The sequence below is a fragment of the Streptomyces sp. MMG1121 genome (assembly GCF_001280015.1).
Taxonomy (GTDB): Bacteria; Actinomycetota; Actinomycetes; order Streptomycetales; family Streptomycetaceae; genus Streptomyces.
This window is the reverse complement of record NZ_LGDV01000212.1, coordinates 1-23578: the sequence shown is the minus strand read 5'-3', so window position 1 is coordinate 23578 and position 23578 is coordinate 1. Positions and strand designations below refer to the sequence as shown.

Annotated in this window: 23 protein-coding genes and 3 pseudogenes; 11 read left to right on the top strand and 15 right to left on the bottom strand. The window is 68.7% G+C overall.

Annotation, left to right across the window (positions count from 1 at the left end):
• Window positions 1-286: 286 nt before the first annotated feature.
• Entirely contained in the window at window positions 287-1126 is an 840-nt protein-coding gene (locus ADK64_RS29610; protein ID WP_053663866.1) for a LysR family transcriptional regulator, read from the bottom strand.
• Window positions 1127-1195: 69 nt separating this feature from the next.
• On the opposite strand from ADK64_RS29610, the gene ADK64_RS29605 reads away from it, so the two are divergent.
• Complete coding sequence (locus ADK64_RS29605; protein ID WP_053663865.1) at window positions 1196-2092, top strand: NAD(P)H-binding protein; 897 nt, start codon at window positions 1196-1198, stop codon at window positions 2090-2092.
• A 674-nt stretch (window positions 2093-2766) separates the two neighbouring features.
• On the opposite strand, the gene ADK64_RS29600 is transcribed toward ADK64_RS29605, so the two are convergent.
• Together ADK64_RS29600 and ADK64_RS29595 are read right to left on the bottom strand one after the other, a co-directional pair.
• A complete protein-coding gene (locus ADK64_RS29600; protein WP_107093126.1) occupies window positions 2767-3906 on the bottom strand; it encodes a GDSL-type esterase/lipase family protein in 1140 nt (379 codons plus the stop codon).
• Between the two features lie 223 nt (window positions 3907-4129).
• Window positions 4130-4636 carry a DUF4232 domain-containing protein gene (locus tag ADK64_RS29595; protein WP_053663860.1) on the bottom strand — a complete coding sequence of 169 codons (507 nt, stop codon included), beginning with the start codon at window positions 4634-4636 and terminating at the stop codon, window positions 4130-4132.
• 264 nt (window positions 4637-4900) lie between these two features.
• Between ADK64_RS29595 and ADK64_RS29590 the strand changes: the two genes are divergently transcribed.
• Window positions 4901-5173 (top strand): hypothetical protein, encoded by a 273-nt coding sequence (locus ADK64_RS29590; RefSeq protein ID WP_053663859.1) that lies wholly within the window; start codon window positions 4901-4903, stop codon window positions 5171-5173.
• Between the two features lie 165 nt (window positions 5174-5338).
• On the opposite strand, the gene ADK64_RS29585 is transcribed toward ADK64_RS29590, so the two are convergent.
• Window positions 5339-5560, bottom strand: coding sequence for a hypothetical protein (locus tag ADK64_RS29585; protein ID WP_053663857.1), 222 nt, complete (start codon window positions 5558-5560; stop codon window positions 5339-5341).
• Window positions 5561-5808: 248 nt separating this feature from the next.
• On the opposite strand from ADK64_RS29585, the gene ADK64_RS29580 reads away from it, so the two are divergent.
• Together ADK64_RS29580 and ADK64_RS29575 are read left to right on the top strand one after the other, a co-directional pair.
• Window positions 5809-6333 (top strand): ATP-binding protein, encoded by a 525-nt coding sequence (locus ADK64_RS29580; RefSeq protein WP_053663884.1) that lies wholly within the window; start codon window positions 5809-5811, stop codon window positions 6331-6333.
• Between the two features lie 271 nt (window positions 6334-6604).
• Complete coding sequence (locus ADK64_RS29575; RefSeq protein WP_053663855.1) at window positions 6605-7042, top strand: hypothetical protein; 438 nt, start codon at window positions 6605-6607, stop codon at window positions 7040-7042.
• Between the two features lie 73 nt (window positions 7043-7115).
• Here the strand turns inward: ADK64_RS29575 and ADK64_RS47660 are convergent.
• Window positions 7116-7253, bottom strand: a pseudogene (locus ADK64_RS47660) (IS5/IS1182 family transposase); the annotation flags it as partial.
• Window positions 7254-7293: 40 nt separating this feature from the next.
• Window positions 7294-7440: pseudogene (locus ADK64_RS49165) on the bottom strand (IS5/IS1182 family transposase); the annotation flags it as partial.
• Between the two features lie 1112 nt (window positions 7441-8552).
• On the opposite strand from ADK64_RS49165, the gene ADK64_RS45315 reads away from it, so the two are divergent.
• The gene (locus ADK64_RS45315; RefSeq protein ID WP_107093125.1) at window positions 8553-8981 is read left to right on the top strand and encodes a VOC family protein; all 429 of its coding nucleotides are present in this window, start codon (window positions 8553-8555) and stop codon (window positions 8979-8981) included.
• 6 nt (window positions 8982-8987) lie between these two features.
• Here ADK64_RS45315 and ADK64_RS43670 read toward each other — a convergent pair.
• Together ADK64_RS43670 and ADK64_RS29560 are read right to left on the bottom strand one after the other, a co-directional pair.
• Window positions 8988-9309: pseudogene (locus ADK64_RS43670) on the bottom strand (IS5/IS1182 family transposase); the annotation flags it as partial.
• A 78-nt stretch (window positions 9310-9387) separates the two neighbouring features.
• Window positions 9388-10488, bottom strand: coding sequence for a pentapeptide repeat-containing protein (locus ADK64_RS29560; RefSeq protein WP_053663880.1), 1101 nt, complete (start codon window positions 10486-10488; stop codon window positions 9388-9390).
• A 956-nt stretch (window positions 10489-11444) separates the two neighbouring features.
• Between ADK64_RS29560 and ADK64_RS29555 the strand changes: the two genes are divergently transcribed.
• Together ADK64_RS29555 and ADK64_RS29550 are read left to right on the top strand one after the other, a co-directional pair.
• Window positions 11445-12920: an FAD-dependent monooxygenase gene (locus ADK64_RS29555; RefSeq protein WP_053663851.1), complete on the top strand. Its 1476-nt coding sequence runs from the start codon at window positions 11445-11447 to the stop codon at window positions 12918-12920.
• Between the two features lie 189 nt (window positions 12921-13109).
• Window positions 13110-13667: a cysteine hydrolase family protein gene (locus ADK64_RS29550; protein ID WP_053663849.1), complete on the top strand. Its 558-nt coding sequence runs from the start codon at window positions 13110-13112 to the stop codon at window positions 13665-13667.
• Between the two features lie 44 nt (window positions 13668-13711).
• On the opposite strand, the gene ADK64_RS29545 is transcribed toward ADK64_RS29550, so the two are convergent.
• The 4 genes from ADK64_RS29545 to ADK64_RS29535 are packed head-to-tail and all read right to left on the bottom strand — an operon-like array spanning window position 13712 to window position 15438.
• On the bottom strand, window positions 13712-14332 hold the full coding sequence (locus ADK64_RS29545; RefSeq protein WP_053663847.1) for a transposase: 621 nt from the start codon (window positions 14330-14332) through the stop codon (window positions 13712-13714).
• Entirely contained in the window at window positions 14302-14472 is a 171-nt protein-coding gene (locus tag ADK64_RS49160) for a winged helix-turn-helix domain-containing protein (protein WP_420713053.1), read from the bottom strand. Before ADK64_RS49160 ends, ADK64_RS29545 begins: the two co-directional genes overlap by 31 nt.
• Window positions 14454-14846, bottom strand: coding sequence for a helix-turn-helix domain-containing protein (locus tag ADK64_RS29540; RefSeq protein ID WP_078992911.1), 393 nt, complete (start codon window positions 14844-14846; stop codon window positions 14454-14456). The genes ADK64_RS49160 and ADK64_RS29540 overlap by 19 nt, the downstream gene beginning before the upstream one ends.
• 58 nt (window positions 14847-14904) lie before the next feature.
• Window positions 14905-15438: a TetR/AcrR family transcriptional regulator gene (locus ADK64_RS29535; RefSeq protein WP_234384749.1), complete on the bottom strand. Its 534-nt coding sequence runs from the start codon at window positions 15436-15438 to the stop codon at window positions 14905-14907.
• A 227-nt stretch (window positions 15439-15665) separates the two neighbouring features.
• On the opposite strand from ADK64_RS29535, the gene ADK64_RS29530 reads away from it, so the two are divergent.
• Together ADK64_RS29530 and ADK64_RS29525 are read left to right on the top strand one after the other, a co-directional pair.
• Window positions 15666-16196: a cupin domain-containing protein gene (locus ADK64_RS29530; RefSeq protein WP_053663841.1), complete on the top strand. Its 531-nt coding sequence runs from the start codon at window positions 15666-15668 to the stop codon at window positions 16194-16196.
• Between the two features lie 136 nt (window positions 16197-16332).
• Window positions 16333-17190, top strand: a complete 858-nt coding sequence (locus ADK64_RS29525) for an alpha/beta fold hydrolase (protein WP_053663839.1) — start codon at window positions 16333-16335, stop codon at window positions 17188-17190.
• A 1078-nt stretch (window positions 17191-18268) separates the two neighbouring features.
• Here the strand turns inward: ADK64_RS29525 and ADK64_RS29515 are convergent.
• Window positions 18269-19033 (bottom strand): alpha/beta hydrolase, encoded by a 765-nt coding sequence (locus ADK64_RS29515; RefSeq protein WP_053663838.1) that lies wholly within the window; start codon window positions 19031-19033, stop codon window positions 18269-18271.
• 1153 nt (window positions 19034-20186) lie between these two features.
• Between ADK64_RS29515 and ADK64_RS29510 the strand changes: the two genes are divergently transcribed.
• A complete protein-coding gene (locus ADK64_RS29510; protein WP_267888575.1) occupies window positions 20187-21401 on the top strand; it encodes a beta-ketoacyl-[acyl-carrier-protein] synthase family protein in 1215 nt (404 codons plus the stop codon).
• Between the two features lie 151 nt (window positions 21402-21552).
• Here ADK64_RS29510 and ADK64_RS49155 read toward each other — a convergent pair whose 3' ends face one another.
• Window positions 21553-22059 carry a transposase gene (locus tag ADK64_RS49155; protein ID WP_159046361.1) on the bottom strand — a complete coding sequence of 169 codons (507 nt, stop codon included), beginning with the start codon at window positions 22057-22059 and terminating at the stop codon, window positions 21553-21555.
• Here ADK64_RS49155 and ADK64_RS49150 point away from each other — a divergent pair.
• Window positions 21964-22185 (top strand): zinc-binding dehydrogenase, encoded by a 222-nt coding sequence (locus tag ADK64_RS49150; protein ID WP_420713054.1) that lies wholly within the window; start codon window positions 21964-21966, stop codon window positions 22183-22185. The genes ADK64_RS49155 and ADK64_RS49150 overlap by 96 nt on opposite strands.
• 376 nt (window positions 22186-22561) lie before the next feature.
• On the opposite strand, the gene ADK64_RS29505 is transcribed toward ADK64_RS49150, so the two are convergent.
• The gene (locus tag ADK64_RS29505; protein WP_078992907.1) at window positions 22562-23545 is read right to left on the bottom strand and encodes a hypothetical protein; all 984 of its coding nucleotides are present in this window, start codon (window positions 23543-23545) and stop codon (window positions 22562-22564) included.
• Between the last annotated feature and the right edge of the window lie 33 nt (window positions 23546-23578).

Sequence of the window (23578 nt, the reverse complement as noted above, 5' to 3'; positions counted from 1 at the left end):
TCCGGCACGTGGCCGACGTGCCGGACCGCGCTGGTGGCGGATCGCAGGTCACGGGCCTGGTCGAGGCGGTTGTCGATCCGCGTGATCCGTCTTCGGCTCTGTCGCCTTCGCCCTTGTGCGACAGGAGGTCACAGAGGCCCACCGCGACGAGCTGCGGCAGTTGGCACCAGCCGGACCGACTGCCCACCCCGGTCTTGCCCAGCTGGACGTCCGGCTCGACGACATCGCATGCGCCAACTGACCTTCCAGTGCGGGGAGATGACTCAGGTCATCGCCCGCTGACGGCTCAGAGCGCCCCGGTCCCGTCAGCTGATCGCTCAGTGTGCCTCAGCGTCGCGGTGGCGATCTCCAGGAAGTCGCGCAGCAGCTTCTCGCGCCGGTCCACGAGGAAGGCCAGGCACGTCTCGATCCCTGGGGCGTCCGTGAGGGGGCGATGGATGAGGTCGGGGCGGGAGTAGGAGCACGCGACACTGAGCGGGACGAGCGCGATGCCGTGACCGGAGGCGATGAGCTCGAACTTCTCTTCGAGTGAAGACGTCCGCCGCGTCGGTGCGTCGAGCATCGGCTCGCCGTCGAGGTCCGCGGAGGTGAGCTCCTGACGGCGTGCGAGCGGGTGAGCCGCGGGCATGCAGGCGACCCTGGGCTCACGACCGACCCGGATGGTGCGCAGCCCTGAGTCGTCGAACGGTCGCCGCAGGTACCCGACCTGGGCCCGGCCGTCCCGGAGCGGCGCGTCCTGCTCCCACCAGCGCGCCGGTACGAGGTCGGTCTCGACGTCCGGGTAGCGCGACGCGAACGCCCGGATCGCCTCCGACACGCGCAGTCCGGGGGAGAAGGCGACAACGAGCCGTTGGGTGCCCCGATCGGCGTCGTGCACACGCCGCACCGCCGCGCCGACAGCTGCGAGTATCCCTTGCGCCTCCTCGTAGAGCTGTTTGCCTGCGGCGGTCAGCTCCACGCTGCGGGTGGTCCGCACCAGCAGAGTGCACTCCAGATCCTGCTCGAAGGCCCTGATCTGGCGGCTGAGAACCGGCTGGGCGATGTAGAGCTGTTCCGCTGCTCGGCCGAAGTGCCGGTGCTCGGCCACTGCGACGAAGTAGCGGAGCTTGCGCAGATCAAGGTCCATACCCTCAAGGTATCAATTGCCCCGGAAGGGTATTGGACGCGGCGGGCGGCCCGCCCCGAGACTCGAAACATGATCGTCATCACCGCTCCCACCGGCCAGATCGGCAGCCGGCTCCTGGACATCCTGCTCAACGAAACGCCCGCGCGCGGCGAAGAGTTGCGCGTCATCGTGCGCGACCCCGCCAAACTCCCCGACGCGGTCCGTGCCCGCGTCGACGTCGTCACCGGCTCGCACGGCGACGCCGAGGTCGTCGACCGGGCCTTCGCCGGCGCGGACGCCGTCTTCTGGCTGGTCCCGGGCGACCCGCGGGCACCGAGCCTGGACGACGTGTACTCCGGGTTCACCCGCGCCGCCGCGAAGGCGTTCACGGCTCACGCGGTGGCGCACGTCGTCGGTGTCTCGGCGCTCGGCCGCGGCACACCCGTCGCCGGTCGCGCCGGACTGGTCACGGCGTCGCTGACCATGGACAACCTCATCGCGAGTACGGGCGTGGCCTACCGGGCCCTCGCGAACCCGAGTTTCATGGACAACCTGCTTCGGCAGGTGGCTTCGATCCGCGACGACGGCGTGTTCACCGACACCGTCGCCGCCGACCGCAAGGCACCGACGGCCGCCACCCGGGATATCGCCGCGGCCGCCGCAGGCCTCCTGCTCGACCGGTCGTGGACGGGGACCGGTGAGGTCCCGGTGCTGGGCCCCGAGGATCTTTCGGCGAACGACATGGCGCGCATCATGTCCGACGTGCTCGGCCGTCCGGTCCGCTACGAGCGGCAGTCGCTCGACGAGTTCCAAGCCGCACTTGCCGGACATGGCTTCGGGGACGCGCTCGTCGAAGGCTACGTCGACATGATGCGCTCCAAGGACAACGGCCTCGACGACGGCGTGCAGCGCACTCCTCAGACCGCGAGCCCGACAACCTTCCACGCATGGTGCGAAGAGGTCCTCAAGCCGGCGGTCCGGGCGTGAGCGCCAAGGCCGCCCTCATCGTCGGGGCGTCCCGAGCGCGAGGGCCCGGCCTCGCCATCGCGTACGCGCACCGCGGCTGGGTCGTGACGAAGCCGGAGCAGGTCACCGCGCTGCGCGACCGTCCGGCTCGAAGTCGAACTGCTTGACCCGTGGGACATGCTGGGCAAGCCGGTTCGCTGCCGCCGGTCACACCCCCGAGGCAGGGGAGGCAGTGGCGGAGACGCCCGTGAGACGTTCGGCCCCGGTCCACAGGCGGGCTGCGACCCTCTTCTCACGGCCCGGGCGCGGCAGCGGGACGGGCTTCGTCGGACCGCCCATCGCCCACCGCGGCCCGTAGCAGCGCCGGCAACGGCACCGGGGCTGGTCGCGGCGTAGAGCAGGGGTTCTGCCCCCTGCTCTAGCCCCCGTGACGGCACGATCTTGTACAGGACGGATTCGGGCAAGCCGGGCCGCCCGCCGCCCAGGGTGGGGCCGGAGGGCATCAGGTCGGTGCGGGTGTACCCGGGGTGGGCCCGGCGCAGCTCCTGCCCCCGCTGCTGAACGCGCCCGCACCGCGGGTGGCCACGATGCGCAGCGGCACCGCCAACCGGGCGCGCGTCGACTTCGACGAGTTGCAGGCCACCCGCAACTACAGCCCCACCCGGGCCGGTCCCTCACCCGGCAGCCCGGGTCGTTCAGCGGAAGGGACCGTGGTTCGCGAAGGCGTGGGCGGCGAAGCGTTTGCCCATCCTGCGGTATGCGGCCGCGGTGGGGTGAAGGCCGTCGGGCAGGTCGTGTACCTCGTCCGGGCCGAGCAACTCGCGTCCGTCGAGATAGTGGAGATGGGGATCGCGGACCTGCCGGGCTGCCACGATCCGGGCCAGTTCGGTGCGGACCACCGTCAACGACAGGGCCCCGCGGGCCACATCGGCCGGATTGCCCAGGGCTGTGATCTTCCCGTCCGGGCCCGTCGCGGTCGGTCCGGGAGTCTCCTCGACCGCCGGACAGCTCACGGGGGACATCAGTAGCAGCGGCGTGTCGGGGTGCCCGTCCCGGATCGTGTCCAGGAAACCGTGCACCGCCGGGCCGAACGTCCGCAGCCGGAAGGCGGCCAGGCTCACGATGTTGATGCCGACCTTGAGGCTGATCAGGTCGGCGGGTATGTCGCGGATCGTCCGGGCGACATACGGGTCGAGCATCTCGTTACCTGCCTGGCTGAGGTTGATCACCTCCACCCCGCCGAGTGCGGCCGCCACCACGGGCCAGGTACCGGTCGGGCCGTCGGCCTCGATGCAGTGGCTGATGGAACTGCCGTAGTGCACCCAGCGGCGCCGGCCGTCCGGCAACGGTGCCAGTACCTCGCCGTCGGCCCGCAGTGCTACGAGCTCGGTGGGGGTCTGCTGCGGCAGCCACAGCTCGACGTTCTTCATGCCCGCCGGCAACCCGGCGAACCGTACGGTGCCGGGCTCGCCAGGGATCATTCGCTGAACGGCCCCGGGGCCGGCCATGCGCACCACGTTGCCCACCGGTGCGTGCCGACGACCGGCCGGGGCGCCGTCCACCACGAGTTCCAGCATCCCGGCCGGGCGGGGCCGAGGGTCGGTGTCGAGCTGCCCCGTGGAGGTGAGCACCTCGAACTCCAGCTCACGCGCATCCGTGCGGAACACCAGCCGTACCCCCGAAGGCATCAGGGTCACCCCGTAGACCGACGGGTCCTGATACTGCTCCTTGGTCCACGCGGGCAAGCGGCGCGGCATCACCCCCGCCTGGGTCGCCTCCAGGTCCAGCGCACCTCGTAACTCCACGGGTCCGCCCATCAGCGAAACCGTCCGCATCGTCATCGTCATCGCTCCAGCCCCAGGTCAAACGCTCTCAGGTCCGGATGCGTGTACGCACCCGTGAGTTCGCCCACCACCCTGACACACCAGCACTCCGTCGTGTTGGCCGCGGGCGAACGCCACAACTCCGACGGGGAGGAAGTCGCGAGGAGCCACGCCCACCCCGATGCTCCGTGGGGGTGGGGCCAGGTCGGCGTGGTTCCCGGCGCGGCTGTCACCGCTACCAGACAAGAGCGTCGGCTGCCGTGTCCTGCCAGTAGGAGTTGCCGATGGCGCTGTCGGTGTAGGTGCTCTTCGGGAGGGTCACCTGGACCGGCGTGGTGCCCGTGGAACCGTTCGTACTGGACATGAAGTGGACGGTAAGTGTCCGCGCCTCGTGCGCCTTGGTGCCTTCGCCCTGCAGGAGGACCGACGCGTATGCCGACTTGCCGGGCGCCAGGGTCACGACGGCTTGCGGCCGGCTTTCCTTCCAGACCTTGGCGAAGGCCTGGCCGTTGTCGAATTTCAGCCGGGGTGCGAAGTAGGCGTTGCAAGCCCTTGTGCCGGTGTTCTTCGCTTCCAGGAGGAGGTGGTTGATCGGTCGGCTGACCTTGCCGACCGTCACCTTGGTGTTCTCCGGCGTGCAGGTGACGGCTGCCGCCTTGCCCGTGGTCGCCGACGCGGAGGTGATACCGCCGCCGAGCGTCACGGCACCAGCGGCCAGGGTGGCGACGGCCAGAGTCTTCATGGTCCTCGTTCGGTTCGCACGCATGGTGTTCGCTGTGGTCCTTGTCCCCTGAAAGGTGTCGGTCGGTTCGTTTGACGTCGCTGGGCTGCAGCGCGGTTGTCCGGCGGTACGCCACAGACGTGAAACAGCGTCAGCAGTGTCACACCGATCACCGGGTACGGCCCTGCGGCGCGGCGCGGTCCTTCGGCAAGCAGTCCGATCTCACGCGTCCGCACCTGACCCCGGCAGGCCTGCGTTGTCAGTGGCGGCTGCGAGGCTGAACGGATGGACCGCGATGACGAGCAGCTGATGCGGCGCCGGGTTTACGGCGCCGACCACGACCACCCGGGCCCGCATCCTGACAGGCCCTACGCCGAACTGGTCGGCGGGCCCTTGGACGGCCTGCTGCTGGACCTCACCGGCTGGACGCGGGACGACGTCGGCACCGGCGTCGCGCTCCCCACCGAGCTCGGGCAGTTCGGCGCCGGCGGCCGGGCGATGTACGACCCGCGCCCCGGCGACCCGGCCCACTTCGACTGGACCGGCGACACGCCCTGACCACCCTGACCGGCTCGCCGCGTGCCTCCGCCGGGAGCACGCGGCGAGGCGTGACCACCACCCCGATGGCCGTGCACCAGCCCCACCACATGGGTGGTCGGAGAGTCACCGCGCACGCTCACGGCAGGCACGGGATCCTCGGCACTGCCCCCACCGTGTTCCGGCCTACTCAGGCGGTGCCCACACATCTGGGCCAGCGCCCCGCCACTCCACCCAGGCCGCGCCCGCCACATCTTCCGGTTCGACGTCTTCGGAGCCCGTCCGGCGCAGGAACTCGACGATGTCGAGCAGTGTGTACGCCATGCCCACGAACCGGTCGCCGACGCGGACTCGCCTGCCGCCGTCATCGGCCGGCGGGTAGACGACGACCTGCGGAGTCTCGGTCACGCCTCCAGGGTGCGGTGCGAGCTGGGAATGCGCATGCGGGACACCAGCGCGGCCCCCGGGCTTCTTGTGGGTTCTCACGCCCGGATTCCCGCAGCAATGCTGTGACCTGCTCTTTCTTCTCTGGTCTCACACCGCTGCACACGGGTGTCGTCTCAACCCGACGTCACACGGTCGGCCGAGCACGGCTGTGCCTGTTCTGTGACGTGACGGTCGTCGGCCGCGGCCCGTGCACCGCTAGCGTCGGCCCCATGATTGTTTGGCTCAACGGCACCCATGGCGCAGGCAAGACGACGACCGGTGCACTCGTGCAGCAGCTTCTCCCGGATTCACGGGTGTTCGACGCCGAGAAGGTCGGCGAGACACTCATGGACATCACGCCGGGGCTGCCCGCTACGGACAACTTCCAGCACTGGCCGCCGTGGCGGCCGCTCGTGGTCGAGACCGCACGCCGCGTACTCGACTACACCGGCGGCACCCTGGTGATGCCCATGACTGTCCTGGTCGAGGAGTACTGGCGCGAGATCAGCACGGGTCTTGCCCAGCATGCCATTCCGGTCCGGCACTTCGTCCTCCACGCCGACCAGGACACCCTCCGCGCGCGCATCGCGGGCGACACTGTTCTTGGCCCCGACTCCCCGTTCCGTCTCCAATACCTCAAGCCATACTCCGAGGCGGCCCGCACGTGGCTGCACCGTGAGGCCGAGGTCATCGACACCACGCACCTCACACCCGCTCAGGCCGCCCTGCAGGTCGTGGAAGCCGTCAGAGGGTGACGCTTGATCCGCCAGCCAGGCGCCATCGCCCGCCTTCTCGGCATCGCCGCCGTGGGCCGTGGGGCGAACCTTCGCCTGGCTCCGCGGCTTCACCGACTCCGCAGCCGCTGGACTCGCAGTGCCAGCCGCTGTAAGGCGTCTCCCGAGCCCCACGGGATCCCGCCGCCCTTTCGGCCACCGACCCAGGCCTGACACGCGGTCCAGCCGAACCTCGTCGGCACCGTGCCGAAACCCGTCGAACGGCAGGGCTGGGCAACCCTACGATGCTCCCATGGATCCGCTCTGGTTCGAGTTCGACGAACACGACAAAACCCCGGAGAACTGCGACCCGTCCCAGCGCGAGTTCCTGCGCCTGGTCCGGGAGGGCGCCGCGGAATGGCCCTGTCCGCCCGGTGACACGTACGTGCTGTTCTTCCCCCGCGACGAACCCGACGCTGACGGCAACACTCCGGAGCACGACGAGATGCGCCTGGTGGTGGACCTCACCCACCAGCGGTCACACTCCCTCGCGCTCGGTGCGTCCCTGGAGGCGGACACCGTACGCTGCAGTGAACTGCACATCTGCAACCTCGCATTCACTCAGGAGCGCCCGGACATCGTGCCGCGCGAGCTGACCGGCCCGACCGAGGACCTGGCGGCCTTCACCGTCGACTGGCTAGGCGAAATCCTGCGCCGACCGACTCTGCGGTACGACCGTCGCGCCGACTGAGAGTCCCCACCGTTCGCTCCCGCGCCTACAACGGCTGACACGGCGAGCCGATCTGCCGCAGGATGATCAGGCGTCAGGCGAGCTTGGGGAAGGCTTCGTGGACGTCGGCTCGTCGTTCCCGGCGTATGCGGAGTTGTTTGAGACCGTGGAGCCAGGTGCCGGTCGGCTCGACGACCCACCGGTACGTCCCGAGACCGGTGGCGTGCCGGGTGCCACACGGCGCCTTCGTGCCAGTTCCGCAGCCGTCTTCAGCACGTCATGCCCGATCCGAAACCCAGCCCCCTTGGCAGGTACTCCCACGGGACACCGGTGTGCGGCGCATACAAGATCCCGCTGAGGACCTGCCGGACCGGTAACGGCATCCGACCCGGATGGGGCAACGGGTGTTCGCGCCGCGGCGGGGTGCGCCTCGAGGCCGGGCAACCGCTGCCGGAGGTGCGAATCCCCGGGTGCTGTCCGACGGGGTCGTCACGCTGTCTACGGTCGGTGTCGCCGGTGCGGAAAACCGGCCAGCAGACTTCCGTCCGCCACAGTGCGTCGTCCGGGGTGTGGCGCTGGCCGACGAGGGAGTACTCGCGGACCGGGACGTCGACGGCGCGAGCGCGTGGCGCGCAGCGTACGCGGCCAGCGTGCCGTGGGCGCGGTCCACCTCGGCGGGCGGCCCGCAGTGCTCGATCACGGCGAGCTCGACCGGCGGCAGGAGCAATGGTTCGACCCGGCCGACCGGACGGACGGGGCCGTCGCACGGCTCGAACACGGTCGCCTGCCCCCGGTGCAGGGTGGACAGCTCGTCCGCGTATACGCCGCCGGCGTGACCGGTCTCCCGCAGCCCCTGGCCCGCCACGGTCGCGAACAGTTCGCCAAGGGCTCCCTGGAACCAGGTTCCGATGTCCTGTGCCTCGACCATCGCTGTGATCGCCGCGGCCCGGCCCGCACCGACACCGCGCAACTCGATCGCGGGCGAGTCCCCGGAGACAGGCGGCGACAGCAGGTCGTGCAGGACCGCCACCGTATGCCGAGTGCGGCCGAGTTCCTCAGGTAGCTCGTCACGCATCGATGGTGCGGCCCCCGCAGGGGGAGAGTTCGGCGGAACCCGGACCCCTCCCTTGACTTTCCCGCGACGACCGCCGTAAGCCGTGGTGCCCACGGCCGGAGCCAGGCCGCCGATCACGCACCGAGCAAGGGAGCTGACCCGCATGTCGCAGATCACCGTCCTCGACATCGACCAGATCGTGCACCACTACCTCGCTGTCCGGAACGAACCGGACGCTGCCTTGCCCTGACCGGCATACCGGCCACAGAGCTGTTGGAGCCTTCGAACCTTGAGTTCATTACTGCCGCTGTCCCGAACTGCGGCAGATCCTAAGAGGACTTGATTCTCCGGTGCTCGGCTTCGGTGGTCGCGGCAGAGGGACCGGCGGGGAATCGCGCTCGCAAGGGCCAACCTGCCCTCAACATGCGGTTCCCTACCGGGAGATGGGCAGAAGGGTGCCCCTGTTATGGTGCCTCCGTGTCATCGATCAAGCAGTTCCAAGTCACCTTTGACTGCGCGGAACCTGAGCGCGTCGCTCGATTCTGGTGCGAGGTGTTGGGATACGTCGTATCGCCGCCACCCAAGGGGTTCGCCACCTGGGACGACTTCGACCGCTCCCGGTCTCCTGAGGATCAGGGTTCCTGGTTCGCATGCAGTGATCCCTCAGGTGTGGGCCCGCGACTTTTCTTTCAGCGCGTTCCCGAAGGCAAGGTCGTCAAGAATCGGGTGCATCTTGACGTGAGGGTCGGCACCGGGCTCGTGGGTGAAGAGCGCCTCGCCGCGCTCGAGGCCGAGTGCGCACGACTTGTCCCCCTCGGCGCGGTACGCGTGCGACTGCTGTATGACGGCAACGATTCGTGCATCGTGATGCAGGACATCGAGGGCAACGAGTTCTGTCTCGACTGAGCGGGACCTCCAGGTCTTCATCCGCGCGAAGACGTACTCGACGCGGACCCGGACCTTGCGGCGGGAGGTGTTGTGCTCCTCCTTCCATGCAGGCAGTTCGGTCCGGCCGGATGTGCGGCGGCGTGGGTTGACCGGGCTGGCCGGTGACCGGCTGGCCGACGGCGACGAGTCGGGTGTCGGCGCCGATGACGACCCGGTGGTCAGTCGAGGACCTGTAGTTCTGCCCCTGCTCGGCCACCGTATGATCCCGCGTGGGGACCAGGGTGCTGTCGACGAACAGCGCGGCGAGCTGTCGCAGTGTCAAGTTCGTACGCCAGCAGGCCGCTACTTGGGTCCGACTTCGAACGGATCTTGCGCAGAGGCCCGGCGGATCGCGGTAGCCGCAGCCCTGACCAGGGCGCCTTGGTCACAGTATGGACCGAAGCGGTGGTGCCTGCCACGTCATCCCTGGCGGCTGGAGCAGGGATGAGGGCTCGGGGCCGGGGTCATCGGTGTCGACGACTCCGGCGGCCGAGTGGTCGAAGTCGGCGGGCCAGCGGGTGTGCTCGCTGGCCAGGGCGTCGGTCAGGCGTGCTTCGACAAGGTCGGCGGTTCTCAAGTCGGTACCGCGCAAGTCGGCCATACGGAGGTCGGCGTGGCGGAAGACGGCGCCGTGGGCGTCGGCCTTGCGCAGGTTTGCCTCACGCAGGTCGGTCTTGGTGAAGTCTGCGTCACGCAAGTCGGTTTCGACCAGCTTCGCGCCCCGTAGGTCGGCCAGAACGCAGCGAGCTCGCCGGAGAATCGCAGTCGTGAGGTCGGCGTGCCGCAGGTTGACCGAGACCAGGGACGCCTGGGTCAGATTGGCGTGGTACAGGCCCGCCGCCTCCATACAGGCGCGGTCGAAGTTGACCTCGGTGAACCACAGTCCGTCGCAGTCGGCCCGGCGCAAGTCGGTGTTGCTGAGATTGACCCAGGACTGCTCCCGGTGTCGGCACAGCACGCCGAGCGCGGTCAGCGCCACCTGGGCGTCGGCCGTGCGGGTCTCCAGGGGTGCGATGTCGTTGATGGGCACGTCCGCCGCCGGCGACTCCGGCCCGGCGGGTGGCCAGGGCAGGTGTGTACGCAGATATGCGGCCTGGATGGAGATGATGGCTTCCCGGTCGCGGGCGGACTGTTCCGCGATCCGCCACAGTGCGTGCAACCCGCCGATGCGCACATCCAGCTTGTCGCTGCCGAGCTGGTCGACCGCTCGGCTGAACCGGTCGGTTACGTAGCCCTCCTGGGTGGCACGCAAACCGTCCTGACTCACTCGCAGTTGCCGCCACGTGGCATAGGCGCCGAAGAGCACGACGAGGCCGCCGACCATCTGAAGAAGCGTCGTACGCACATTGTTCACCGCTGCCAGCCGATCCTGCGCGGAAACGCTCGCCCCAGCAAGATCGTGGTCGACCACCACACCCGGCAGTACGACGAACACCGTGCCCAGAATGACCAGTCCCGCCGCCCCGGCCAACAGCACTGCGGCCACGCGATACCCGACCAGCCGGTCGAGCCACGCCCGCCGCCCGTGGCCCTGTTCCCCCGTCTCCATGGGCATGAGAGCGTAGGCGCCGCTGAGAAAACGATCAAGTGGGCTGATTGCGCCGTCTTCTCGGAACACGGGAACGGCCGTACGGGCCGGACGAGTTGTGATGTGCAACCTGAGCCCGTGCGGTCCGTTCCCACCAAGATCCACCTCGCCGTCACGGCTCGACCGCGACAGCTATGGCGAGCGTGACGACGGTCGAACGCTGCTTCGACCGGCTCAAAAACCTCCGAGGCATCGCCGCGGGTCTGTTTGCCGGACGCGGGCTCGGCCCGGTGGACAGGGCTATCCACGGGCCTCAGGCGGTTAGCGAGTCAAGCCGCTGTGGCGAGTTCGACGGGGAAGACGGTGTGTTCATCCAACAGGTCGCGGCTGTTGAGGCAGTCATGGAACTGGTCGGGGGGCTGCCTGGAGGATGTCGTGAACCTCTGGTCGGCACAAGCCGTTCTTCCAGCAGTCGGGCGCCGCAAGAGCGGAGGGGTGGCACTCACGGAGAAGGGGTTGTAGCTGGTCGGAGATCTGCTGTCGGCTCCAGGTGCTCGTTGTCCCGGCCGATGGGGTTTCGCCGAGGCTGTCGGTCGGCTCTAAGCGGCTTGGATGAAGTTCGCTGCTGATCCTTGGGGTGCCGTTAACGAGGGGCGAACGAAGTGACATGTAGCTGAGCGTGATGTTCGCCGGGTCGATTTCATCGAGGGGGCTCGGGTCTCGGGCGTGCGGTGGAGACATGGCTGGGTGCGCGGCGGGCTACATCGCTGCTGGCCATACGGGTGGTTCTCCTGTTGTGCCCGGCCAGGGTGACCGATCTGCCCGGGGCGTCTCACCCAAGACTGTCAGGGAGGGGACCGGGCGCCTGACGAGTGGCTCGGCGAACTGCCAAATCAACGAAGGACGCCGACGGCATGGCCTCTTCTCCCACGGCCGCACTGGCCACGCAGACCGATGTCCTGATCGTTGGTGCCGGGCCCGCCGGGCTCACACTCGCCGCCGGCCTTACCCAGCTCGGTGTGGACCACGTACTCATCGAGCGTGCCGATTCGGTCCAGCCCGGCGCCAAGGCGGCCTTCGTGCAGCCCCGCGCTCTGGAGTACCTGGACCGCCTGGGGGTTGCCGATCACCTGGTCGCCGCAGGAATTCGGGGCCGCCACTTCAGCGTGCACGACGGCCCGCGCGCTCTGCTCCGCGCGTCCTACGACGACCTGGACACCCCGTTCCCGATGATGCTGCTGGTCTCCCAGCAGACGACCGAGGAACACCTCAATCGCCGCCTGACCGAGCTGGGCGGCAGAGTCCACCGCCGCCACAAGCTGATCACCTTCAGTCCCGACTTTCCCGGCGTGACCGCCGCCGTCGCCGCGCCCGACGGCTCGGTGCGTGCCGTGCACGCCCGCTACGTGGTCGGAGCCGACGGCGTTCACAGCAGGGTGCGCTCCACGGCAGGGATCGACTTCCACGGCACGGCACGAGAGCAGCTGTTCGCACTGGCGGATGTCCGCCTCGAGCCGGGTTCAGCTTCCGCGCTCCTTGAGGACACCACGTTCTTCTTCTCCTCCGAAGGAATGCTGCTGACGTCACCGCTGGCCGAGGGCCAGCACCGGGTGGTTGCGTCCGTTCCGCCCGGTTCGAAGGCGCCCACCGCCGAACAGACCGAGACGCTGCTGGCCACCCGCGGCCTGCGGGAAGGCGCTCCGAAGGTCGCCGAGGTCATCACAGCATCCACATACCACGTGCAGGAACGCGTGGCCGAGAAGCTCTCGGACGGCCCGGTCTTCCTCCTCGGGGACGCTGCGCACACCCACAGCCCGGCCGGGGGCCAGGGCATGAACACCGGGATTCAGGACGCCGGCAACCTGGGCTGGAAGCTCCACGCCGTGCTCACCGGGCTGGCCCCTGAGGGGCTCCTGGACACCTACCACCGCGAGCGCCATCCCGTCGCTGTGGGCCTGGTCGCCTTCACCAGCCAGATGACCGGACTTGCCACCATGCGCGATCCGGAACTGTGCCAACTGCGCAACGACATCGTCGCCGCAGCCGCCCAGGCGCCTGGCGTCACCGACTGGCTGGCGAGACGGTTGTCCCAGCTCGACATCAGCTACGCGCCTGAACCGGCCAACGGTGCCTACCACGTCGGGCAGCGTGTCTCCCCTACGCTCGTCCCGGCCGCAGGTCTCGACTGGACCCTGGCCCTGCCCACCTCCTCCACTGGACCGACCGAGAGCGGCCGGATCGGCACTGTGAACGTCCAGTTCGTCGACGGGTTGGAGACGCCCCTCCTCATCCGTCCGGATGGCTACTTGGCCGCCCATGGGGTTTCGACCGATCCGCACGCTGTGCTTGCCAACCTCGCCTCCTACCTACCCGGCGGGCCGACGCGATGAGCCGGGCCACAGTGGCGCACACAACCCCACTCCACGCCGCCGTCCGCGCTCCTGTTTCCACAGCCCCCGGTGCTGGACGGGCTCGGTCAGGGCATGTTCGCCACGCGGTGTGCGCCTCGGCGGTGCGCGGCCGCTGTCAGAAGGCGGTCAGGAGACCGGATCGGCCCACGCGATGAGAGGACGGAAAGAATGGCGCAGAACGCCCTCCTCGTGATGGACATCCAGCGGGGCATCGTGGACCGCTTCGGCGAGGGGGCCGGATATCTGGCACGCCTGCGCGGTGCGATCGAGGCGGCCCGCGCCGCGGACATGCCGGTGATCTACGTGATCGTCCGATTCCGCGCCGGGCATCCTGAGGCCAGCGCGCGCAACAAGATGCTCCGTGGGCTCGGCGGTGGTGCCGGGTTCACCGACGAGGACCCGGGCGCCGAGATCCACCCGGACATCGCGCCCCGGCCGGCCGATCTCATCGTGACGAGGACGCGTGTCAGCGCCTTCGTGGGCAGCGACCTCGGCCTGCTCTTGCGTGCCCGCGAGATCTACGGGCTGGTCCTCACCGGTATCGCCACCAGCGGAGTCGTGCTGTCCACCCTGCGTCAAGCCGCCGACCTGGACTTCCGCCTCACCGTACTGGCGGACGGCTGCCTCGACGCCGACGCCGAGGTGCACCAGGTGCTCACCGAGAAGGTCTTCCCCGTGCAGGCCGACGTCGTCACCGTCGACGACTGGATCACGTCGATCAAGTGACCCGTGCCCGGTGAGGCGCGGCACGGCCTGAGCATCACGCTCGGCTACATGTCACTTCGCTCGCCGCTCGTTAACGGCGCCCCTCCTTGGGCGCGGGTCTTCTGGCGGGTCAGCGCCTGGTCCACGGCGGTGCCGATGACTTCGATGCTGGTGTGGGCGCGGTGGGGATAGTCCTCGTACTTGGCCGAGCGCCAGACCCGTTCGATGTCGTTGAGTTCGGGGCTGCGGGGCGGAAGGTAGAACAGTTCCCCCCCGATCTTCGCCAGCTGCTCGCGGCGGCCCTTGAACGCCTTGGCCACGTGCGCGGAGGCGTTGTCCACAACCACCGTGCACGGCCGGGACCGCTGCCAGACGGGCAGAACCCCGACACCGTCCGCCGCCAGGGGCAGCGCGACGGCCCCGCCGGGCAGGCCGGCCAGGCGGGAGCAGACGAACTCCAGCAGCATGGCCGCGTCGATCTTGCCGGGAGTGCGCTCCCACAACAGATCAGGCTGGGTGCCCACCATCAGGGCGCCCAGCACGTTGACCCGCCGGCCGCGGGTGTCCTCGCGCGGCACCACCGCCCGCTGCCCGGCCCGCGACCAGGTGTAACCGGTGGGCATGGTGGGCGCGAAGCCCGACTCGTCAAGGAAGATCACATCGCGCGTGCCCGCGTCGGCCTCCATCCGTACATCCGTAAGTCCTCCAGCTGGGCCCGTGCGGCCTGCTGGAGGACGGGGTCGGCCTTGTGCCGAAGGCTGTCACGGGTGCGTTTCCAGCGGAATCCCTCCCGGCGCAGCAGCTCGGTCAGCCACGCCGCTGACACCCGCACACCCCGTTCCCGCTCCAGCCAGTCGCACAGCTCACGGGCGGTCCAGTCACCCCCGCTGCGGCCGAGGTGTCCAGCAACGCACCCAGCGCCTTGAGGTCCTTGCCGGTGACCCGCGCGGGCCGTCCCGGACGTGGGGCGTCGGCCAGGGCATCGAACCCGCCGCCGGTGAACCGGCGCACCGCATCGCGCACCGTGACCGGGTTGCATTCCACCAGATCGGCGACCTGCGGCACGGTCAGGCCCCGGCCCAGCAGCCGTATGCACTCCAATCGCCGCCGCTCGTTACGCGACAGATCATGCCCGACCAGCCGTCGACGTACCGCGGCATGCTGCTCGGAGGTCAACTCCACCGTAAGGATCTTCGGCATCACCACCACTCCCGCCAAAGTTTCTACCCTTAAAGGGAGTTGACTTCACCGAGACCGCTTAGTGGGGAAGCAAGGCCGTCATCTGGTCGGCGATCCGGTGCAGCGCCTCCCGCGGTGCTCCCGAGGCTGCTTGGACGGCCAGTCCCTGGATGACGGTGATCAGGAGCTGCGCCAGTGCGGAGGGGTCGCAATGTGCGGGAAGGTCGCCGCAGTCGTGGAACTCTTGGAGCCTGTCGGTCAGTAGTTGGACCTTGTTCCTGCCGATACGGGCCAGGACCTGTTGGGCGGGTTGCGAGCGAGGGCCCACCGCGAGGGCGCCGTGGACGGTGAGGCAGCCGTGCGGGGTGTGGTCACCGGCGATCGTGTCGATGGCGGCGTTCAGGAGGGTTCGTACGAGCGCCGCAGCCGTCGGCTGGTCCAGGGACTTCTCCAGGTATCCGCCGGGCCCGGCGAGGTAGCGCTCCACGACCCGTTTGAAGAGAGTCTCCTTGTCGCCGAAGGCTCCGTAAATGCTGGGGGCGCTCATCCCCATGGCGGCGGTGAGGTCGGATATGGAAGTGCCCTCGTAGCCCTGGGCCCAGAAGGTCAGCATGGCTGCGTCCAAGGCGACATCCGGATCGTAGCTGCGCGGACGGCCACCTGGCATGACGATTCACTACCTCTCCAGAGATGGCCCGAACCGTAACACGGTGGCGTGAACCCAATCGTCATGCGCCCCTTCGGGCATCGGATCGTTCGCGGTCTTGACGTGGCGTCAGCCGACCCATAGTTTCCTAATGCTCGCTACGAAACTCGTCATTCAATTGAGGAGGAAGTGCTGTGAGCTTGGTGGACCCTCATGTGTCCGACCCGAGTTACACGAAGAGGAACGCCATCTATGTCCCTTCCGGGGAAGGGACATCCATCTGGGCTGCCGGCGACACCTACACCCTCAAGGTCGGAGCCGACGAGACCAATGGGTCTCTGACCTTGCTCGAAGCGACCGTGCCGCCGGGCGGCGGACCGGACCCGCACGTGCACAACGACCATGACGAAGCCTTTTACCTGCTCTCCGGGGAACTCGAGTTCCTCAACGGCGACGAGCCGGTCACGGCAGGTGCGGGAGGATTCTTCTTCGTGCCGCGCGGCACCCGACACCGCTTCATCAACCGCGGGTACCACGCCGCCCGGATGATCTTCTTCTTCACCCCCGGTGGCATGGAGGAGCTCTTGGTCGCTTCCTCGACGCCCGCCACTCCCCCCGCCACTCCCGGTGTGGCCCCGTCCGTCCAGGAAGTCCGGCCACTGCCCATCGCGGAACTCATGGTGCGCTACGCCACTGAGCAACTGCCGGATCCCGACGTGTCCTGAGTGGCCGATCGATCGGTGGTGGCCCCGGACCTGGCGAGATGCTACGGCCACCCATCCCGCGTTCGTGGTCGTGCGCGTCTGCGCTGCTGCGATCGAACGGCGCCTCCGGTCTCATTCGCGAAGGAAAGGGGTCGACGTGTCGACCGAGCTCGACGGTTTCGAACACGCGTATGCTCGTGTCAACGGGGTGCGACTGCACTATGTGATCGGCGGTTCGGGAGATCCGCTGGTGCTGCTTCCCGGATGGCCTCGCACATGGTGGCAGTACCGAAAGGTGATGCCCGCCCTCGCGGAACACTTCCGTGTCATCGTCTGCGAATACCGAGGCATGGGCGATTCGGAGAAGCCCGAGGCGGGTTACGGCAAGGCCAATATGGCTCAGGACATCTACGAACTCGTCCGGCATCTGGGTTACGACCAGGTCAACATCGCGGGCGAGGACGTCGGCTCCTGGATCGCCTATTTCTTTGCAGCCACACATCCGGAGAGCACATGGAGACTGGCGATGTGGGACCCGGGAGCGCCCGACCCGGTACTGGCCTCTCTGTCGGCGCTTCCCGCGTCGGCAGAGACCAACGCATGGCACTTCGGTTTCAACCAGCTCGACAACCTTCCAGAGCAACTGCTCGCAGACCGGTACCACATCCTGATGGACTGGCTCGCCGAAGAGTTCGCCGTCGATCCGGAGGCCATCGACAGAGAGAGCCGCGCCATCTATGCCCGAGCGTACGACTCGCCCGAGGCGATCCGGGCAGTGGCCGGCTGGTACAGAACGCTCTCACAAGACATCCAGGAAGCAGCCCACCACCCCAAACTGTCCATGCCGGTTCTGGTTCCGGGCGGCAAATTCCTGGAACTCTCTCGTGCTTCGAATGAGCACCGGGCCACAGACATTCGATTCGTTGAGATTCCCGGAGCGGGACACTACCTGTCGGAGGAACGTCCGGAGCAACTGAGTCGAGAACTGATCACCTTCTTCAGTGGCAACGGCTGACAAAGTGACTTGCTCGGTCCCGACGGACTTCGCCGACGGGAGAGTTGAGCGTTCGGTCCGGCGTGGAGACACCGCGGTGGAACGCGTCGGATCAGCTGTGGGACCGTCCGAAGCCGGTACCGCCACAGCACGAGTGGCATTTCCGGGCCTGTGAACACCCCGAAGGCCGTCGGGAGAGACACCCAGTGTCCTGAAGACGTAGTAGGCCCAGTACGTGTTCATGATGGCCAGGGCGAAGCTCAGCACGGACAGGGCCAGAACCATGGTGCGGATCGTGGGCTGCCTGGCGACGTGCCGCAGGCCCTGAGGGGTGTCCTTCTGCCAGGCCGCGGCGGTTGTCGCGGGGGACGGTGGCTTCCGGCGCACGGGTTCGAAGGACGAGGAAGGGCGAGACCAGGTACGACAGAACGTCGACGTTGATCGAGCGGACGCGGGCACATCACCCCGGCGGCGGTCGAGTCGCCGGCCGGGGAGTCCGAGCGGGCCTCGAGCCGGCCGGGCCTGGCTGCGTTGGTGCTGCCGGGCCCGGTTCAAGGCGGCGGCGCTGGGTCGCTCGCGCGGTGGGCTGAGCAGCGAGGTCCACCTTGCGGCAGACCGGCGCTGTCACCCGCCGGCGTTCGTGCTCACGACTGGGCAGGCCGCCGATGGTCCCCGGTTCGTGGCGGTGTCGGAGAAGGTCAGGGTGTGCGGGCCGGTGGGCTGTCCACGCACCCGACCGGACGCGGGAGTTGCCGGATGAGGCGTACTCCCCGCGGATGAGCCGCACCTGCCTGTGCAGACGCGGGATGAAGGCGGTCAATCCGGAGAGGGCCGATGAGGCTCCCAAGTGCAAGCCGCGTCGTAGGGAACGGCTGGCCGGTGGCCCATGACGCTGAGCAGTACAAGGAGCACAACACGGTGGAGCGCTGCGTCAACACGATCGGGGCACGGCGGGGCCTGGCCACGCGTTCCGACCAGATGCCCGCGAGATCCATGGCAGGGCTCCGGCTAGGCGGATCCATCATCTGGATGCGCAGCCTCAACCTGGGCCGCGGTAGCGGCGCCCGATAGGCAGACCGGACGCCGCTACGGCTCACCTTCAGGCCGGTGAGGTGACCGCCTGGCCGAGATGCCGGGCGAAGAACCGGACCGCGCTGTCGGCCTCGAACCTGGGGAAGTCGAAGTGCTTGCCCGCGTTGGCGTGCAAGGTCTTCTCCTTCGAGGCGAAGGCGTCGAACAGTGCGAGGCTGGCCTCGCGCGGGATGCGCTCGTTGTGCCACTGCATGTCGAACTCGATCGGGATGGTGATCTGCTTCGCCTTCTCGACCAGGGCATCTGGCCACATCAGGCCGAAGACCGCGGCCGTGATCCTGGGCTCGATCGCCACCAGCGGCACCCCGATCGCGGTTCCCAGGCCGATACCGAAGTAGCCCACCGGCCCGTCGGCGCCGATCTCCGGAAGTTCCTGAAGGGCGTCCAGGGCCGCCTGCCACTCGGGCACGGCGAGTTCTGCCAGGCGGGCGTTGTAACGCATGACGATCGGGCCTTCCGGCTCGCCCGCCGCCTGCGCCTTGCGCAGCTCGGCGATCTCCTGCTCGTCGCGCGCGGTGCGCGGCCGGTCGCCGTGACCGGGCGCGTCGATGACGGCGACATGAAAGCCGCAGTCGGTCACGAGGCGATGTGCCCGGCCCGCCATCGCCGGATGCTTCTTGTGGGCGCCGCCGCCGTGGCCCATCAGGACCAGGGGCGCGCGATCGGCGCCGGATGCCGACGACCAGAGAACGCCAGGGACCTCGCCCACGGTGAAGTCGCGCTCGATCATGCCGTTCGACGACGAATCGGCGGTGAACTGCAGAGAATGCATAGGTGTTGCCTTTCGGGAGTGCCTTGTTGTCGAGGCGCTCCCGGCGACACCTATGTCAATCGCCCGACCGCGACGGGAAGGCGGAGCACCCACATCGATACAGCGTTCATGGGTCTCACCTCCTCGGGCGGCGTCACGGTCAACGGCAAGCTACCAGCCCGTTCATCATCGCTCCAACTCTTTTCCCCACCACTGATCGCAACTCCGGACAGGCCCCCAGTCGCCCTTGGCGGGCGACTTCTGTGTGGCCTTCCTGGCAGTGGCCGCCCGGTCGCCCCGGTGGGCGCCGCGTGGACGTCCGTGTCCGTGGCCGTGTCGTCGCGTGGCGCCCGAGCCTTTGTCAACAGACCACTGCCGACCGTGCGCGGGGCCACCTGGTTGCCGCAAAGGGGAGTGTTGCGGGTGAGGTGGCGTGGACGTTCGTCGTGCGAGTGCTCAGGCGGGCTTGTTGGGCAGGCCGGTCTCGGCGAGGCAGCCTTCTATGAGGTGGCTGCAAATGTGCCGTAGGGCGCGTCGGATGCGCTGGACGAGGTGTTCGGGGTGCTGGGGGGCGACGTTGGAGAGCCACCCGCGTCGCAGAAGCGACCAGATTCCTTCGACGTGGTTGAGGGCGGGTGCGTAGGGCGGCAGGCAGTAGATGGTCAGCCGGTCCCGATGGCCAGGCTTGCAGCAGGTCAGCAGGTCAGCAGGTCAGCAGGTCAGCAGGTCAGCAGGTCAGCAGGTCAGCAGGTCAGGGGGTCAGCGGGGCAATGGACACGCGGTTGCGCGACCGGCTGCGGACCCGCGCCACCGGGGCCCGGCCGCACTGCGACCAGGCCTTCGCCCGCGGCGGCGTCATGGGAGTCCGGCTTCGTCCTCGAAGGCGAGCCAGGCCGCACGGGCCGCCGCGAGTCCTCCGTGCACGGCCACACCTCCTGGACCCACCCGCCACCGCCTCGTCGTCCCGCTCCTCATACCCCGCTGATGCCCAGGAAATGACCAGCCGTCAGCTTCTGTGACACCGCGAGTCGGACCCGTTAATTGTCAGAATTTGACAATCTCGTGCTTTCGAATCGGTCGACTCCTGCCCTGATTTCCCTTCTGGGCGCTGGCATGATCTCCATGACGGCAAGTCAGGAACCATGTAGCTTTTAAACAATTCAAGGAGGCTCGTGTGACCCGTAACGGTCGTGTGCTGGTGACGGGCGTCGGTGCGATGACGCCACTGGGAGCCGATGCGGCGTCCTCCTGGTCGGGGCTGCTGGACGGCAAGTCGGGGGTGCGATTCCTGGAGGAGGAGTGGGCCGCGGACCTGCCCGTGCACGTTGCGGCCGGGCTCACGGTGGACCCTGCGTCCCTGCTTCCGAGGGTCGAGGCCAGGAAGCTGGACCGCGGTGAGCAGGTCGCCATCCTCAGTGCGCGCGAAGCGTGGCAGGACGCCGGTGCTCCGCAGGTCGAGCCGGAACGATTCGCCGTCGTCATTGGTACGGGGACCGGTGGTGTCCTCACCACGCTGGGGCAGGACGACGTCTTCGAACGCGCCGGGATCCGCCGGCTGTCGCCGTTCTCGGTCCCCATGCTGATGCCCAACGGGCCGGCTGCTTGGGTGAGCATGGACCTGGGCGCGAAGGGGGGCGCCAGGACTCCGGTGAGTGCCTGTGCGTCCGGGGCGGAGGCCCTCGCCCTGGGGCAGGATCTGATCCGCAGCGGGCGGGCGGACGTAGTCGTCGCAGGTGGCGTGGAAGCATGCCTGCACCCCTTCACCATCGCGGCATTCGCCCAGATGAAGGCCCTGTCGACGCGGTCCGTGGACCCAGAGACCGTGTCCCGCCCGTTCGACGTCAACCGGTCCGGGTTCGTGATGGGCGAGGGCGCGGGGATGATGGTGCTCGAACGCGCCGAGTTCGCCCGGGCCCGTGGAGCACATGCCTACGGCACGCTGGCCGGCAGTGCCGTGAGTTCGAGCGCAAACCACATCACGGCCTCCGACGCGGAAGGCCAGGCCTTCGCCATGGAACTGGCGCTGCGCGACGCCGGCCTGGCCCCGGCTGACATTGGGGTCGTGCACGCCCACGCCACCTCGACGGAGTCCGGTGACCTGGCGGAGGCCCAGGCCATTCGCCGAGTGATCGGCAGCCATGCTGCGGTGACGGCGACAAAGTCGATGACAGGTCACATGATGGGGGCCTCCGGAACGGTTGGCGCCATGGCCGCTGTGTTCGCGCTCAAGGACGGCACGGTGCCGGCCACGCGCAACCTCGACGAACTCGACCCGCGCGTGGAACTGGACGTGGTGCGCGGTGAGCGGCGCACCGGTCAGTGGTCTGCTGCGCTGGCCAACTCGTTCGGGTTCGGCGGACACAACGTCAGTCTCGTCTTCACCAAGTGACGACGAGACCGTGACCGCCACGCTGGGCGGCATGGGCCGGACCCCTCAGGCCCGGTTGCCGCCCACGCGTGATGTCGTGTCGTCGCTCAGACCGGCCTGACCGTCGGGCCGGTAACGACATCACGAGTTCAACCTCGGGGGCTGTCCGCTTTCACTCGTGGTGGGTGGGCCGGCCGACGGCGTCGAACACGGCGACGGGGTCGAGATGGTCGCGCCAGTGTGTGATCTTGCGGTCGTTGATCGTGATGATGGAGACGAAGTGGTTGACGAAGGCGATCCCGGTGCCTGCTGCCCGGCCGTGGAGCGCGTACCAGGGGCTTCGGCGAGATCGAGGAAGTCGGCCACCAGATGGGCGTCCGCGACGCGCATCACCCGGCGCTCGCGCCGAGGTCGACCAGGACGGGCCGGTGGCCACACCCCTTTTTTTCGCGCGACTGCGGGACGCATCCACGCCGGCGCGACCAGTCCAGCACGCCGGCCGCGTCCAGCTCGGCGAGCCGAGGGGGTGAGGCCGGCCGAAGACACCGGCCTCGTGCCGTCGGTCCAGCCAACGCCAGTACGTCTGTCCCGAGCCGAACGCCGGCTCCAGCGGGAGCAGTTGCCAGCTGGTGTCGTCGTGGAGGACGTACAGGATGCCCTGCAGGCAAAGCCGGTCCACCGGCTCCGGACCAGCGGAAAGCCCCACATCCCGGTCGAGAAGTCGTACACGCTCGCCGAGGCCGCTGCGGCGCACATCGACAGCCAGGCCGGTCACACGCGCGGGCGCCGGGTCCTGGTCGTCTGAAACCGGCTGCGCGTCGTCCTCAAGGACAAGGACGTCGTCGGCCTCGGGACTGGGCGGCCCGCATCGCGCGGCGGCGGCCGTCGATCAGTTGGCCAGTCCGGGCCTCGTGCTGAACGCCGTGGTGCGGTGGAAACCAGCGGAGCCGCCGACACCGTCACCTACCCCTACGGCGCGGCCGGCCGGTCACCAGATCGAGAAGGACGACGGCCAGGGCCACGCCTGGCCCAGCGGCTACGACCCGCTGGGCCGTCGCACCTCCCGCACCGATCCGGACACCGGCACCCTCAGCTCCACCTACGACAACGCCGACCAGCGGCAATCCATTGAGGCTTCACACAAAAGCGGCCACACCGGCCTGTCGCGCTCACCGGCCGACTCAGTCCCACTCCCACGTGATGCCGAGGACGCCAGGCCGTATCTGCTGCTCCACGAGGTGGACCGAGCCGTGGACGTTCAGTGTCAGATCGGCGACCGCCTCGCGGGGGGCGGTCGCCGAGGGCCGGGTGAAGCGGCGGCAGTGTACGGGCAGGGCTGCGCGGTCGAAGCCGACCTGGAGGACGTACTGGCCGCCGCCGTAGGTGAAGCCGCGGACGTACTCATGGCTGGGCGCGCCGGTTCCGTCCTCGAAGCGGTACCCCAGGACGGCGGTCTCCCCGACGGTCAACCGTCTGTCGAAGAGCAGCTCGACGACGATCACCCCCGAAGCGTCGTGGCGCCGGATCCGCCCGACCCGACAGTTGCCGAGACCGCGCACCCGTACCCGTTCGGTGTCACAGCCTGGGTCACCGTGATGGATGGCGAGATAGCGGTCGACGCCATCACGGTGGGCGCGTACGACGTGTTGCGAGTCGCGGGCCGCGAGTTCTCGGTGGGCACCGATGTGAACGTGCTCGTAGTGGATCACGGTGTGCAGCCCGCCGTCCGCCGGAGCTGCCAGACTCGCCAGCAGCGATTCGAGCGCGGCGGCGGGTTCGAGGAGGGTGCGATACGGGCGGGCCGGGGGACGTCCGCTGGGGGCACGTGGGCCTATCAGACGGGTGAGGGCGTGCTTGGGAAGCTCCAGGACCTCCTCGAGGGCGGTGACGGCACGAAGCGACTCGGGCCGTTCGGGCCGCCGCATTCCGCGCTGCCAGTAGCTGAGGCTGGTCACACCGACATGGATGCCGCGTTGGGCGAGTCGATGCTGCACGCGATGCAGAGCCAGCCCGCGTGCGGCGAGCGCGGCCCGGAGCGCGGCGGAGAACGGGCCGGTGCGCAGTGTTTCGGCGAGTTCGGCCTCGGGGGTGCGGCGGCGGGGCGAGCGGGGGGCCGGGGCACCGGGGTGCAGGGTGTCACGGCGGTCAGTGCTGTGTGCTGTCATGGGCCCCTCCCCTCCCCCCCACCCCCCTCTGTT

What these genes read in the sequence shown, in the direction of transcription:
- ADK64_RS29610 (WP_053663866.1), bottom strand. Translation starts at nt 1,126, where the DNA reads ATGGACCTTGATCTGCGCAAGCTCCGCTACTTCGTCGCAGTGGCCGAG.
- ADK64_RS29605 (WP_053663865.1), top strand. Translation starts at nt 1,196, where the DNA reads ATGATCGTCATCACCGCTCCCACCGGCCAGATCGGCAGCCGGCTCCTG.
- ADK64_RS29600 (WP_107093126.1), bottom strand. Translation starts at nt 3,906, where the DNA reads ATGCGGACGGTTTCGCTGATGGGCGGACCCGTGGAGTTACGAGGTGCG.
- ADK64_RS29595 (WP_053663860.1), bottom strand. Translation starts at nt 4,636, where the DNA reads ATGAAGACTCTGGCCGTCGCCACCCTGGCCGCTGGTGCCGTGACGCTC.
- ADK64_RS29590 (WP_053663859.1), top strand. Translation starts at nt 4,901, where the DNA reads ATGGACCGCGATGACGAGCAGCTGATGCGGCGCCGGGTTTACGGCGCC.
- ADK64_RS29580 (WP_053663884.1), top strand. Translation starts at nt 5,809, where the DNA reads ATGATTGTTTGGCTCAACGGCACCCATGGCGCAGGCAAGACGACGACC.
- ADK64_RS29575 (WP_053663855.1), top strand. Translation starts at nt 6,605, where the DNA reads ATGGATCCGCTCTGGTTCGAGTTCGACGAACACGACAAAACCCCGGAG.
- ADK64_RS29555 (WP_053663851.1), top strand. Translation starts at nt 11,445, where the DNA reads ATGGCCTCTTCTCCCACGGCCGCACTGGCCACGCAGACCGATGTCCTG.
- ADK64_RS29550 (WP_053663849.1), top strand. Translation starts at nt 13,110, where the DNA reads ATGGCGCAGAACGCCCTCCTCGTGATGGACATCCAGCGGGGCATCGTG.
- ADK64_RS29545 (WP_053663847.1), bottom strand. Translation starts at nt 14,332, where the DNA reads ATGGAGGCCGACGCGGGCACGCGCGATGTGATCTTCCTTGACGAGTCG.
- ADK64_RS29540 (WP_078992911.1), bottom strand. Translation starts at nt 14,846, where the DNA reads ATGCCGAAGATCCTTACGGTGGAGTTGACCTCCGAGCAGCATGCCGCG.
- ADK64_RS29535 (WP_234384749.1), bottom strand. Translation starts at nt 15,438, where the DNA reads ATGCTGACCTTCTGGGCCCAGGGCTACGAGGGCACTTCCATATCCGAC.
- ADK64_RS29515 (WP_053663838.1), bottom strand. Translation starts at nt 19,033, where the DNA reads ATGCATTCTCTGCAGTTCACCGCCGATTCGTCGTCGAACGGCATGATC.
- ADK64_RS29505 (WP_078992907.1), bottom strand. Translation starts at nt 23,545, where the DNA reads ATGACAGCACACAGCACTGACCGCCGTGACACCCTGCACCCCGGTGCC.